Raw genomic sequence first — 14,388 nt, 5'->3', positions numbered from 1 at the left:
CTCTCATTATTTTGCTTCATACCAAGAAGGTCCAAAGGCATAATCTACCTTTAACGGAACTTTTAATTCAATCGCTTTCTCCATAACTTCTGGTACAAGTTGCTTTAAAACATCAATTTCATCCTTTGGGGCTTCAAAAATTAATTCATCATGCACTTGAAGCAATAGTTTCGTTTTTAAGCCTTTCTCTTTCAGCTGCTTCGCCATATCAATCATCGCTTTTTTTATAATGTCTGCAGCACTTCCTTGAATAGGTGTATTCATCGCTGTTCGCTCAGCAAAGCTTCTAACATTAAAGTTTCTGCTCGTAATTTCCGGGATATAGCGGCGGCGGTGCATTAGCGTTGTGACATATCCTTTTTGCTTTGCTTCTTGAACAATTTCTTCCATATATTCTTTTACACCTTTGAAGCTATCAAAATAACGTTTAATAAATTCTGCCGCTTCTTTTCGAGATATCCCTAAGTTTTGTGATAGACCGTAGTCACTGATTCCATAAACGATTCCAAAATTGACAGCTTTCGCCTGTCTACGCATGTAATCCGTCACTTCGTCTTCTCGAACATGAAAAACATCCATTGCTGTTTTCGTATGAATATCAAGGTCTTGCCGGAACGCTTCAATTAAATTCTCATCACCTGATATATGAGCTAACACACGGAGCTCAATTTGCGAATAATCAGCCGCAAAGATAACCCAACCATCATGTGAAGGGATGAACGCTTGACGAATTTTTCGGCCTTCTTCTAATCTGATTGGTATGTTTTGTAAATTAGGATCTGTCGAACTTAATCGGCCAGTTTGGGTTAACGCTTGATTAAATCGTGTATGAACTTTATTTGTATCTTTATGAACGACTTTCTTAAGCCCTTCTATATAAGTAGATTGCAGCTTTCCTAATTGACGATAATGTAAAATTTGTTCCACAATTTCATGTTGATCTTTTAATTTTTCTAGTACATCAGCAGATGTCGAGTAGCTGGTTTTAGTCTTTTTTATAACAGGCAAATTCAGCTTTTCAAACAAAATGACACCAAGCTGTTTTGGAGAATTAATGTTAAATTCCTCTCCAGCCAATTCATAAATGAATTTTTCAAGTTTTTGTAGCTTTTCTTCAATCTCCTTCCCCATTTCATTTAAGCGTTGCACATCTACTTTAACTCCAGTTGCCTCCATATCAGCTAAAATTTTGGAAAGGGGGAGCTCAAGTTCACTAAATAATTCATACTGTTCATTTTCTTTTAATTCTTTTTCTAACTCTTGCTTTAATATATTTACAGCATAGGCTTTTCGGGCTACATGCTCAGATACCACCGATTCAGCTGGTACATGTCGTTTCGCACCTTTCCCATATATGGCTTCATCAGACTGTACGACAGATAAATTCTGTTCCTGAGCGATGCTTGCTAATTGATCAGTTGATTGCGATGGGTTCAATAAATAAGAAGCAATAAGGACATCGAAATCAATTCCGTTTAATTCGATATTTCGCCATCGCAAGGAAACAATAGCTTGTTTCCCATCAAATACTATTTTCCTTTTTCTTTCATCTTTGGCCCATTGTTTAAACTGTTCCGATTGTATTGCTACTTTTGTTGGAATAAAAAAGTTTCCATTTTGATTAGCGATGCCAAACCCGATAATGTCACCGGTATGATAGTTTTCGTCCAGCATTTCAACAATGAAAGCAGCTTCATCTGTTAATACTTGCTCTGAAAGGGATTGTACCGTTTCAAACTTTATATCGGATACTTGTTCTTTTACTTCTTCAGCTTCTCCTAACTTTGCCAAAATAGAGTTAAACCCTAACTCCTTTAATATTTTGATAACTTTCTGGACCTCATAACCATGATACGTCATATCATCTAATGTAATGTCGATAGGGGCATCACATTGAATGGTTGCCAACTGTTTACTCATTAATGCTTGCTCCTTATATTCCGCCAGCTTTTCTTTCAGTTTCTTTCCACTTACTTCATCCAATGCTTCCAAAAGATTTTCTACCGTCCCAAACTGCTTTAACAGCTTAATGGCTGTTTTTTCGCCAATGCCAGGAACCCCCGGAATATTATCCGATTGGTCTCCCATTAATCCTTTCATATCAATAATCTGTGGTGGTGTTAAACCGTATTTTTCTTGTATGGTCTCAGGTGTGTAAGGATCTACATCAGTTATTCCTTTTCGTGTAATGGCCACGGTCACCTTTTCTGTCGCTAATTGCGTTAAATCCTTATCACCGGTAATGATTTTGACTTCGAAGCCTTCCTTTTCTGCTTTTTTTGCCAGCGTCCCAATGATATCATCTGCCTCATAATTTTCTAGTTCATAGCGAGAAATGTTATAAGCATCTAAAAGCTCACGGATAAACGGAAACTGTTCCGATAATTCTGGAGGTGTTTTTTCCCTCCCTCCTTTATAATCCTTATATGTTTTATGGCGAAACGTCGTTTTCCCTGCATCAAATGCAACGAGTATATGAGTTGGCTTTTCCTCTTCAAGTATTTTCATCAATATATTCGTAAATCCATAAATCGCATTTGTATGTATTCCTTTTTCATTATTTAATAATGGCAAAGCGAAAAAAGCTCTATATGCAATGCTATTCCCATCAATTAAAATAAGCTTTTTCGTCACAAATGGTCCTCCTTTATTTTTTCACTTGTCTACCGTATGTATTTTTCAATTAAAAAGCCATGTTTCTTTCTATTCTATCATGACTTGAATTAGAAAGAAAAACATGGCAAACAGTCATTATTCCATTTCACCCATTAAAATTTTAGCATATGGAGAATCAAATGGTAATATAAGAACGGTTTCCTCATTAATCGTTTGTTTATATGACTCTAGCGTCCGGAACAGGCTATAAAAATTTGGGTCTTTTGAATAAGCTTCATTATAAATTTTCGCTGCTTCCTCTTCGCCTTCACCGCGAATTCGTTCTGCCTCTGCTTCAGCTTTTGCCAGCATTTCCTTCACTTGTCGATCGGTGTCAGCAATGATCCGGTTTTTTTCAGCATCCCCCATTGATAAATACTCCTGCGCTTTTGACTCACGTTCGGAAATCATGCGGGTAAAAACTGATTTCTCATTCTCTTCTGGTAAATCGGTTCTTTTCATACGAACATCAGTAACAACAATACCATAGTTATTTTTGGCAAGTAAATCATTGACAATTTTTGTTACCTTATCATTAATGCTTCCTCGTGAAGATTTTTCATCATTGATTATTTCATCATAATTCAATTTACCAAGCTCTGAACGAACAGTTGAAAAAATAAACTCTGACATTTTCGCTTCCGCATTCACGACGGTACGTGCGTTTGCAATCATTTTTTTCGGATCTTCTATTCTCCATATCGCATAATTATCAATTAATATACGTTTCTTATCTTTCGTATTAATTTCTGCCTCTTCAACATCATAAGTCATTTGATGCTTCGGCAATGATTCAACAGTTTGTATGAAAGGAATTTTAAAGTTTAAACCTGGTTCTTCAATAATTTTCACAACCTCGCCAAATTGGCGAATCACTTTATACTCATTTTCCTTTACGACAAATATATTACTTAATAAAAAGGCCAATATAACAACACCAATGACCAAGCTAATTCCTGTACGAATATATTTTTTCCATTGAAATTTATCTTTAGGTTTTTCCATTTCAATCACTTTATTATTGTCCATTTCCATCACTACCTTCCTTCGGGACAGGAGGAGTTACTTCGGCCTTTTGCCCTTCTCGAACTGGTAAATATTTGATTGTATTGCCTTCATCTTTCATAATATATATTTGCGCCTTTGGCATAACTTCATCTATTGTTTCTAAAATAAGACGTTGCTTCGTTATTTCAGAAGCGTTTTTATACTCATTGTAAAGGGCATTAAATAAAGCAACATCCCCTTTTGCCGTTTCAATACGTGCAGCCTTATCACCGTGCGCCTTAGAGATAATGGCATCTTTTTCGCCTTCCGCTTCTTTTGTACGTTTATTCTTGTATTTATTCGCTTCATTAATTTTCGTATTCATCGTTTCACGCGCATCTGTTACATTCGTAAAGGCTTTACGCACTTCTTCATTAGGCAAGTCTACATCTTGCAATTTGACCGCAAGAATAGAAATTCCAACATCGTACTTTTTCATTAAATTTGAAAGTAAATCTTGAACATCTGCTTCAATCTCAACTTTTCCAGAGGTTAAAGCATCATCAATTTTCGAACTCCCGATAATGCTTCGAAGTGAAGCGGATGTGGCATCATGTAAAATTTCCTCAGGATTTTCAGCATTAAATAAATATTTTGCTGGATCGGTAATTTTCCATTGAACGACCATGTCGGCTAAAACAATATTTTCATCGCCGGTGATCATTTTCGTTTCTTTAGGATAAGCTTTGATTTCCCCATTTTCTTCTTTATATCCAAATTGTAAACTGAAGGTTTCCTTCGAAAGCTTTTCTACGGATTGAATGGGCCAAGGCCATTTAAAATGAAGACCTGGCTGGCTAATCCCCTCTTCTACGTTCCCAAATGTAATAATGACAGCTTGTTCTGATTCATCAACCGTATACCAAGTAGTAAAAATCAAAACTCCTAGTAAAATAATTGCTACTGAAAGACCTACAATCGAATAAATTCTTTTTAAGCTCGTCATCATTCCCCTCCTCAAACTGATGTTTTAGTCATTATTACGATAAAATGACTTAAAAGTTTCAAAAAAAAGACGAGAACATGATGTTCTCGTCAAAGCGATTGGCTCCTTGGATGAAGGGGTTTTCATGTATAATATTAACAGTAGATTATTAAATTAGATTAAAATGCTTGTAAATATATTGTAAACTATTCTTCAATATAATTTTTTTGGAAGGTGATCGAAAATGTTGTTCCTTTCCCTACTTGACTACGAACCGTAATATCTGCTTTATGTGCCTCAACTAAATGTTTGACAATCGCAAGCCCGAGTCCTGTACCTCCTAAATTTCTACTTCTTGCTTTATCAATGCGATAGAAACGCTCAAAAATTCTCGGGATTTCTTCTTTCTTAATTCCGATGCCCGTATCGATCACATGAACGATCGCATAATCCTCTTTATTCTCAAGCTTTATTGTTATGGTTCCACCGTTTTTCGTATACGTAATGGCATTGTTTACAAGGTTAATAAAGATTTGCTTTAGACGATATAAGTCGCCTTGGATAAATACCTGCTCCTTAGGCATTTGGAGAATTATCTGTATATTTTTATCATCCGCTTTTCCTTTTAAAAGTGTATAAATTTCCTCTAATAATTCATTTAAAAGACAAGTTTGAATATTTAGTTTAAATCCTTGCTGCTCAATTTTGGATAAATCTAGTAAATCTTGTATTAACGTTTGCAGTCGTTCGCTCTCTTTTAATATGATCGATAGAAATGATTCTAATGTTTTTTCGTCCTTCATTGCCCCGTCAAGTAACGTCTCAGTAAAACCTTTAATAGATGTAATCGGTGTTTTCAGTTCATGCGATACATTTGCCACAAAGTCTTTTCTCATTTGTTCTAATTTTTTTAGCTCGGTAATATCATGGAATACAAGGACAATTCCTTTCCATTCTTCATTATTTCCGATAATAGGTGCTCCGTATACTTCAAAATGTCTCCTCTCGATTTTTAATGGCAGTAATAAATGTTTGCGAACTTTTGTCTCAGTCATAAAAATTTCTTCAACGACTTGAATGATTTCTTTATGAGTAAAAGCGTCATAATACAATCGATAAAGTATTTGCTCTGGATCAATATTAAAAATTTCTTTATACGCTTTATTCACGAGATTTATATATCCTCTGCCATCCATTAAAACTAAACCGCTTCCCATATTTTCAATTAATGTTTGTAAGCGATCTTGTTGCATTTCTTGAGTCCTTGTCATTTCCTGCAAATTGCGTGCTAATATATTAATGGCTTGGCTTAGCGTTCCTGTTTCGTCTAAATGATCTTCAAAGGTACGGGCTTTATAATTTCCTTTCGCTAATTCAATCGCAACTTTTGTCGCTGATTCTATTGGTTTTGTATATTCCCTTGTTATGCGTACACCTAGTACAAATATGACTACAAGTGCTAAACCTAAACTGGCAATAATGACAAACCACACTTCTTTATGAACGGATTGCAAGGAATAATGAGGAGATTCGATCAGTAAATATCCTTTTTGCTGCTCTTTTTCTATAATTGGTATAACATAAAATGTGATTTCCCCCTCTTTAAACTGAAACCCATTTGTCCTATTGCGATATTTTGAACCGATAAGATCCGCTATCCTTTCCGCTTCTTTATTTGTATATACATAATCTTTTTGATACAAAATGGCTCCTTTCGAATCGAGTAAAATAATGTTGGATTCTAGTGCTTCACTTACCGCATTTAATGATTTTCCAAGTTCTACAAGATTCGTGTCTTCTTTTAATAATAAAGCGGAAACTAATTGTGCATCCTTCTGAAAACGCTCTTCAAATGTTCGTAAATAAAATGAATAAATGAATTGCCCAAGAATTAAACCGAGTGCTAAAAATACGGAAATCGTTAATATTCCTAAAGCAAAAATAAGTCTTGAACGAAATTTATTCATCTAGCTTTGGATCCTCCAGTTTATATCCTAATCCACGAATTGTTTTAATATAAATTGGCTTTTTCGTGTTACGCTCAATTTTTTCCCGAATATGGCTTATATGAACATCAACAATTCTTGTATCTCCTGTGAAGTCATAATTCCAAACAGCACTTAACAATTGATCTCTCGTCAAAACACGTCCTTTATGCTTAGCTAAATAAACAAGCAGCTCAAACTCTTTCGGTGTAAAATCTAGTCTTTCTTGTCCGTAATAAGCTTCATAATGTTCCGGCTTAATTTTTAATTCTCCAATAATGATGCTTTTTCTATCGTCTACATCTGTATTCTCCAAATCGTTCGTTGCTTTGACTCTACGTAAAATTGCTTTAACTCTTGCCACTACTTCACGAGGACTAAACGGTTTAGTTAAATAATCATCTGCTCCTAACTCAAGTCCTAGTACTTTATCGAATTCATCATCCTTCGCTGTCAACATTAAAATAGGGATGGAAATTTTTTGCTGACGTAATTGCTTACACACTTCCATTCCATCCATACCTGGAAGCATTAAATCGAGGATCATCAAATCGGGCTCTTCTGCCTTAGCCTTATAATATCCTTCTTCACCGTCTGTCGCTGTAATCACTTCAAATCCTGCTTGTTCTAAATTATATTGAAGAAGAGTTACAATTGACTGTTCATCATCTACAACTAAGATTTTCTTTCCCATAAAAGCCTCCAACTTTCTATTTATTTTCCCCTTATCCATAAGCGATTCATTTATGTTATGAATTATGATTACTTACATAATATTTATTTTAGCGAATAAAAAAGGTTTTCGACAACAATAGACCGTTATATTTGAAATAAAAAAGGGCTCATCCCCTTTCGAGTTATCCTTACCCACAATTAAATGGGAAGTTTGCTAGCCGCTAACGCCCGGAGCTAGACGCAAAACAATTATGAACAATGTTGTCCACAAGTTGTCAATTTATAATTTCCTAAACAATAAAAAAACTGCTGGATTTCCAACAGTTCTAAAAATTTTCTAACGCTTTTCCGTTCATTGTATCTATGGTTTTTGGAGGGGAAACGGTAACCATTCCCTTTAGAACTTCTTCTTCTTCATTTGTAGCCCTTACCTCTATAACAATTTGATTTTCTTTTACATTTACCTCTTTAACCTCAAATAAAAACTGAATAACACTATAATGATAGACAGGAATAGGGAATATAAAGGATTGTTCTCGTATATAGCTTCCAGGTCCCGGAAAATATTTCGAAATAGCCGATGTCACAATCCCCGTTAACATAATCGTAGGGACGACTGGCTTTTTGTATTCAGTTTGCGAAGCATAATCGTGTTGAATAAATAATGGATTTGCATCGTTTGTTAATCCTAAATAAAGCAATAAATCTTTATCTTCTATTTTTTCCGTTAATGTAAGCTTTTCACCTACACTTATTTCTTCTATTTTCCTACCTTGCTTTCGTTTTTTTCCTAATAACAATGGAACCACCGCCTACCTATAATGTAATCGTTTTCATTAAATTTGTAGAAAAGGGGCATTCGAATATGCCCCCTTTTACATCAATTATGCCAATACATTCATGACATTTTTTACAGACTGAGCTGATTTTTCTAATGCTGCCTTTTCTTCATCAGTTAATTCAAGTTCAAGGACTTCTTCTAAACCATTTCCACCTAAAATAGTTGGAACGCCTAAATAAATGCCTTCAAATCCGTATTCACCTTCTAAATAAGCAATCGCAGGCAAAATACGACGTTGATCCTTTACAATTGCTTCAACCATTTCTACTAATGATGCAGCTGGTGCATAGTAGGCGCTGCCATTACCGAGTAAGTTAACGATTTCGCCGCCGCCTTTTCTTGTTCTTTCAACAATTGCGTCTAAACGGTCTTTCGGAATTAATTTTTCTAGAGGAATACCGCCTGCATACGAATAACGAACAAGCGGAACCATGTCATCTCCATGACCTCCTAATACGAAACCTGTAACATCTTTTACTGAAATATTTAATTCTTGAGCAACAAATGTACGGAATCTTGCTGTATCTAGTACACCTGATTGACCAATTACACGATGTTTCGGGAATCCTGACTCTTTATAAACTGTATAAGTCATCGCATCAACAGGATTCGTCAATACTATAATAATGCAGTTTGGAGAGTATTTTACAACTTCTTTTGTTACACTTTTCATTACTTTTTGGTTTGTTTGCACTAAATCGTCGCGACTCATTCCTGGTTTACGTGCAATGCCAGCTGTAATCACAACAATATCTGAATCAGCTGTATCTTCATAATTTGACGTACCGATGATATTGGCATCAAATCCTTGAACTGGACTAGCTTCAAGCATGTCTAATGCTTTTCCTTTTGTCGGATTTTCTGCTTGTGGAATGTCAACAAGGACAACATCCCCTAATTCTTTTTGAGCAAGTAAAAATGCTGTAGTTGCCCCAGTAAATCCCGCACCAATAACTGAAATTTTTTTCCGTTTCAACATTGTTAGACAACTCCTTTACCGTCCATATGTATTTTCCTATACGGCAGATGAAGCAATTTCCAATGTGGGTTAAACTCCTAACGTTCTCATCTTACTCCATGTTTTCAATTAATGCATTAGCAAACTCAGAGCATTTTACTTCTGTTGCACTTTCCATTAATCGTGCAAAATCATATGTGACAACTTTTGAAGCGATCGTTTTTTCCATCGATTTAATGATTAAATCAGCCGCTTCATTCCAGCCTAAATGTTCAAGCATTAATACACCTGATAAAATAACAGAGGACGGATTAACCTTATCTAAACCTGCATATTTTGGTGCTGTGCCATGTGTAGCTTCAAAAATAGCATGTCCAGTTTCATAGTTAATGTTGGCACCTGGTGCAATACCAATTCCACCGACTTGAGCTGCTAGAGCATCGGAAATGTAGTCCCCATTTAGATTCATCGTTGCTACAACGTCAAATTCACGAGGACGAGTCAAAATTTGTTGTAGGAAAATATCCGCAATTGCGTCTTTAATGATGATTTTACCTGCTGCAATTGCTTCATCCTGTGCTTTATTTGCAGCTTCCTTGCCCTCTTTTTCAACAATGCGGTCATATTCTGCCCAAGTAAAAACTTTATCACCAAACTCTTGTTCAGCTAGTTCATAACCCCAGTTTTTAAAAGCGCCTTCTGTAAATTTCATAATGTTCCCTTTATGAACAAGAGTGACAGATTTACGGTTATGTTCAATTGCGTAATTAATGGCAGCACGAACTAAGCGTTTCGTTCCTTCTTCTGAAATAGGTTTAATACCAATTCCAGACGTTTCAGGGAAACGAATTTTATTTACACCCATTTCATTTTTAAGAAAATCGATGACTTTTTTAACCTCTTCTGTACCTTTCGCATACTCAATTCCTGCATAAATATCCTCAGTATTTTCACGGAAGATAACCATATCCGTATCTTGAGGTCTTTTTACTGGAGATGGAACTCCTTCAAAATAGCGAACAGGACGCAAGCAGACGAATAAATCTAATTCTTGGCGAAGCGCAACGTTTAAAGAGCGTATACCTCCACCTACTGGAGTTGTAAGCGGCCCTTTAATGGCTATTAAATATTCACGGATGACATCTAATGTTTCAGCAGGCAGCCATTCACCTGTTTGTTTATACGCCTTCTCTCCAGCTAATACTTCTTTCCAGACGATTTTCTTTTCTCCTTTATACGCCTTTTCAACCGCTGCTTCTAAAACTCTTGAAGCTGCAGCCCAAATATCAGGACCTGTCCCATCACCTTCTATAAAAGGAATAATTGGATCGTTTGGAACGTTTAATACTCCATTGGTTACTGTAATTTTTTGACCTTCAGCCACGGAAATTACCTCCTATGTTATTTATGTTTTTTCTAAAAATCCAAAATGTGTTTACTTAAAAAAGGGGGCATTTTCTCTTTTTCAAAACTTTATTTTCTCTCTTCAAGTGGTACATAAACTTGTTTTTCTGGGCCTACATAGTCTGCACGAGGACGAATTAACCGGTTGTTTTCATATTGTTCTAAAATATGAGCTAACCAGCCGGAAGTACGACTCACAGCAAAAATAGGTGTGAAGAGATCATGTTCAATTCCTAAACTATGGTAAACAGAAGCTGAATAGAAATCAACATTTGGTGGCAAAGATTTTTCACTCGTGACGATTTCTTCAATTTTTGTTGAAATTTCATACCATTTTGTTTCGCCAGTTAAAGTCGTTAATTTCTGAGACATTTCTTTTAAATGCTTTGCCCGCGGATCTCCTTTACGATAAACACGATGACCAAATCCCATAATTTTTTCTTTGCGTGCAAGTTTTTCACGAATATACGGTTCAACGTTTTCAATTTCACCTATTTCTGTTAGCATTTTCATCACACGTTCATTAGCTCCACCATGTAATGGACCTTTCAAAGCGCTAATGGCTGCTGTAATTCCCGAATATACGTCGGAAAGAGTTGCAACACAAACACGCGCTGTAAACGTTGAAGCATTTAACTCGTGATCAGCGTGAAGAACAAGTGCTTTATTAAATGCTTCCACAGCTACTTCATCAGGTTCTTCCCCTTTCAACATATACAGGAAGTTAGCAGCAAAACTTAAATCTTCGCGAGGCTCAACAGGCTCAAGCCCTTGGCGAATACGAGCGAAAGCGGTTACGATTGTCGATATTTTTGCTTGAATCCGTATCGCTTTACGGTAGTTCGCTTCCGTTGACATGTCATCTGCCTCTTCATCAAACAAGCCCAAGAATGATACAGCTGAGCGGAGAGCTGCCATTGGGTGAACTTTGGCAATTGGATATGATTTTAAATGTTCAATAACCTCAGTTGGAATTTTTGCATTAGAAGCTAACTGTTCTTTTAATTCCGTCAATTCTTTTGCATTTGGTAGTTTGCGATGCCAAAGTAAATAAACAACTTCTTCAAAACTTGCATTTTCTGCCAAATCATCAATGTTGTATCCCACATATGTCAGAGTATCATCAATAATTGAGCTAACGGATGAAGTAGTTGCGACTACCCCTTCTAGACCGCGTGTTGCTGTCATAGCCATCTCTCCTTTTCCTTTTAGTATTCCCCAGAAAAGTTTTAAAACATTTTTAAAACTTTATACAATTGAGCGCATGCTCAATGAACAAATAACTAAAATCACGAAAAAGTAAATGCTTACATTTCTTTTTTTATAAAATAATCGAAAAATTGAAATGACACTAAATGGTTCTTTTCACTGAAATATTTCGAACGGCTCAAATATATTATAAACAATTATCAGACTTTTGTGAATCAGTTAAATAAGATATTTTTTACAAAAATTATTTTTTTAATAATAAATTCTTATAAATATAAATAAGGATAACTTATATTAGCATAATAAAAACTTTGTGATTATAGAAAAGCCATTATAAAAAGGAGCAATCGTTATCTGACTAATTGCTCCTTTTTGTAATGGATGTTTTCGTAAGGCTGTTTTCGTAAAATTTTGTTCGGTTCACGTTGCGCTACACGCGTGGCATAGTAAACGTTTCGATTGCTTAACAGTCGAAAAGCTATAGTATAGCAAAGCAACAATCTTATCGAAAAGAGCCTAAGTGATTATGAAATAAGTTTTACCATTTTCATTAACAAATAAGCAATGCCTGCACCAATTAGCGGTCCAACTGCAACCCCTTTAAAAAATGATACAGCTAATATGGTGCCGAATACTAATGCGGTCGTGATATGCGGGTCATTGGCTAATAAGGAAAGTCCTTGTTTAGCAATGATGGCCACACTAATACCTGAGACAAGAGCTATCCATGCATATGGTGAGCGAAGGCTATCTAAAAGCTGTTTAAAACCAATCTCACCTGTTGCAATCGGCACTAAAACAGCGATGGTAATGACAGTCACTCCCCAATTTATCCCGTTTTTTTGCAAAGAAGGAAAGATTTTTGTATCTAATCCTATTAATTTAACAATTAACAAAAAAGATACAGCGATCATAAGTGATTGATTGTTTGCAATATAACCTATAATTAATAATAATAAAAGAAACAATATGGATGAATTGATCATTTTTTCCACACCCTCACGATACATCAATTGAAATTTTCGTTATAAAGCATGTGTTCTAATCATGAAACTTTTTGTTCATTCCATCGTATTTAATTTCATTAATAAAGGCATAAGAAGATAGGGGGATATATTTTGAATCTCAACTATGTATATATCTTTTTAAGATTTTTCCTTGTTCTAGCCATCATAGTTGGCGGCGGCTATTTGATCTATTTCATATCGTCTGTTACATATCCGTTTATTATAGCTTTGATTCTTGCTTTTTTCATGAATCCGCTTGTTGATTTTATTGAAAACAAAATAAAAATACCACGGGGATTAGCGGTATTTTTTGTCATGATTATTTTATTTGCCTCCCTTTCCGGGTTACTTTCATTGTTAATTGCTGAAATTGTATCCGGATCTACTTATTTAGCCAAAGTCGTACCTGTCCATTTTACACACCTAATTACTTATGTCGAAACGTTTATTGCCAATCAAATCATTCCACTAGTAAATACGATAACGAATATGTTTCATTCTCTAGAAGCCAATCAACAAGAAACGATTTTATCAAACATTCAAAATGTAGGTGAACAAATTGCGACAAGTGTAGGAAATTTTATAAAAGATTTTCTAGAAAAAATCCCGACCATTTTAGGTTGGTTACCAAATGCTGCATCAGTTATCGTTTTTTCGCTATTAGCAACTTTTTTTATTAGTAAAGATTGGTATAAATTAAAATCAATTTTTAGTAAACTCCTGCCTCAAAAAGTGAAAAAGAGCGGTTATACAGTCTTTAAGGAATTACAAAGAGCTCTCTTCGGTTTTATGAAAGCACAATTAACATTAATATCCATAACGACTGTTATCGTGCTAATAGGTCTTACTATTTTGCGAGTTGAGTATGCTATAACAGTTGCTTTATTAATCGGTTTAGTGGATTTATTGCCATATCTCGGGACTGGACTAGTATTTGTTCCGTGGATAATTTATTTAGCCTTTAGTGGAGATCTACCATTAGCGATTTCAATCGGCATTTTATACATTGTCGTATTATTACAGCGGCAGTTTATGGAACCAAAGGTCCTATCTTCCAGCATTGGCCTTGATCCGCTTGCAACATTAATATCTCTTTTTGTCGGATTTAAACTAATCGGATTTTTAGGACTCATTATTGGCCCAATCGTATTAGTCGTCATTAAAACCCTACACAAAGCCGGTGTTATTCATGATATATGGAACTTTATTATAGCAGCTAAATGATTTATTGATCAAAACGGAATTTTCCTTTTTTCCGTTTTTTTATGGACGATAAATGGTTATTCGATTTTGATCAATAAAATGTTTAATGAATTTATGAATAAGCGGCTTCATCACTTTTCTTGTAGCAGGGAATAACAGCAAGAAGCCAATCGTATCCGTTATAAATCCTGGTGTTAGCAATACGACTCCACCAACTAGAATACATAAACCATCTATAATGGCATCTCCTGGTATGTTTCCATAACGAAGCTCTTGCTGGGCTCTTTTTAACGTATATAAACCTTGCTGCTTTGCCAGATAGGCTCCGATGACCCCTGTTAAAATAATGAGCAAAACAGTTGGAATCACACCAATTAATTTACCTGAATAAATGAGTATTCCGATTTCTAACGCTGGTACAACAATTAAAAAAGCGACAATCCATTTCATGCCAACACCTCATTTAAATAATATCTTTT

12 protein-coding genes are annotated in these 14,388 nt (G+C 35.4%); 1 reads left to right on the top strand and 11 read right to left on the bottom strand.

What is annotated here, in order from left to right; genetic code table 11:
* Window positions 1–6 precede the first annotated feature (6 nt).
* The 10 genes from polA to J2S06_RS00790 all read right to left on the bottom strand — a co-directional run bounded on the left by polA (window position 7) and on the right by J2S06_RS00790 (window position 12,685).
* Window positions 7–2,634, bottom strand: coding sequence for a DNA polymerase I (gene polA, locus J2S06_RS00835; protein ID WP_419150998.1), 2,628 nt, complete (start codon window positions 2,632–2,634; stop codon window positions 7–9).
* Between the two features lie 117 nt (window positions 2,635–2,751).
* A complete protein-coding gene (hflC, locus tag J2S06_RS00830; protein WP_419151438.1) occupies window positions 2,752–3,684 on the bottom strand; it encodes a protease modulator HflC in 933 nt (310 codons plus the stop codon).
* Window positions 3,674–4,648, bottom strand: a complete 975-nt coding sequence (gene hflK / locus J2S06_RS00825) for an FtsH protease activity modulator HflK (protein WP_044893430.1) — start codon at window positions 4,646–4,648, stop codon at window positions 3,674–3,676. Before hflK ends, hflC begins: the two co-directional genes overlap by 11 nt.
* Window positions 4,649–4,833: 185 nt before the next feature.
* On the bottom strand, window positions 4,834–6,594 hold the full coding sequence (pnpS, locus tag J2S06_RS00820; protein ID WP_419150997.1) for a two-component system histidine kinase PnpS: 1,761 nt from the start codon (window positions 6,592–6,594) through the stop codon (window positions 4,834–4,836).
* Window positions 6,587–7,306: a response regulator transcription factor gene (locus J2S06_RS00815; protein ID WP_044893428.1), complete on the bottom strand. Its 720-nt coding sequence runs from the start codon at window positions 7,304–7,306 to the stop codon at window positions 6,587–6,589. The genes pnpS and J2S06_RS00815 overlap by 8 nt, the downstream gene beginning before the upstream one ends.
* Window positions 7,307–7,613: 307 nt before the next feature.
* On the bottom strand, window positions 7,614–8,087 hold the full coding sequence (locus J2S06_RS00810) for a MaoC/PaaZ C-terminal domain-containing protein (RefSeq protein WP_044893427.1): 474 nt from the start codon (window positions 8,085–8,087) through the stop codon (window positions 7,614–7,616).
* Between the two features lie 84 nt (window positions 8,088–8,171).
* Window positions 8,172–9,107, bottom strand: coding sequence for a malate dehydrogenase (gene mdh, locus J2S06_RS00805; RefSeq protein ID WP_044893426.1), 936 nt, complete (start codon window positions 9,105–9,107; stop codon window positions 8,172–8,174).
* A gap of 91 nt (window positions 9,108–9,198) precedes the next feature.
* A complete protein-coding gene (gene icd, locus J2S06_RS00800) occupies window positions 9,199–10,470 on the bottom strand; it encodes an NADP-dependent isocitrate dehydrogenase (RefSeq protein WP_044893425.1) in 1,272 nt (423 codons plus the stop codon).
* Between the two features lie 89 nt (window positions 10,471–10,559).
* Window positions 10,560–11,678, bottom strand: coding sequence for a citrate synthase (citZ, locus tag J2S06_RS00795; protein WP_044893424.1), 1,119 nt, complete (start codon window positions 11,676–11,678; stop codon window positions 10,560–10,562).
* A 545-nt stretch (window positions 11,679–12,223) separates the two neighbouring features.
* Window positions 12,224–12,685: a DUF441 domain-containing protein gene (locus J2S06_RS00790; protein ID WP_044893423.1), complete on the bottom strand. Its 462-nt coding sequence runs from the start codon at window positions 12,683–12,685 to the stop codon at window positions 12,224–12,226.
* A 132-nt stretch (window positions 12,686–12,817) separates the two neighbouring features.
* On the opposite strand from J2S06_RS00790, the gene ytvI reads away from it, so the two are divergent.
* Window positions 12,818–13,930: a sporulation integral membrane protein YtvI gene (ytvI, locus tag J2S06_RS00785; RefSeq protein WP_044893422.1), complete on the top strand. Its 1,113-nt coding sequence runs from the start codon at window positions 12,818–12,820 to the stop codon at window positions 13,928–13,930.
* A 39-nt stretch (window positions 13,931–13,969) separates the two neighbouring features.
* Here the strand turns inward: ytvI and J2S06_RS00780 are convergent, their stop codons facing one another.
* Window positions 13,970–14,359, bottom strand: coding sequence for an FxsA family protein (locus tag J2S06_RS00780; protein ID WP_044893421.1), 390 nt, complete (start codon window positions 14,357–14,359; stop codon window positions 13,970–13,972).
* Window positions 14,360–14,388: the final 29 nt, after the last annotated feature.

The sequence above is a fragment of the Bacillus alveayuensis genome, assembly GCA_030812955.1.
Taxonomy (GTDB): Bacteria; Bacillota; Bacilli; order Bacillales; family Aeribacillaceae; genus Bacillus_CB; species Bacillus_CB alveayuensis.
This window is presented reverse-complemented; position numbering and strand designations above follow the sequence as displayed.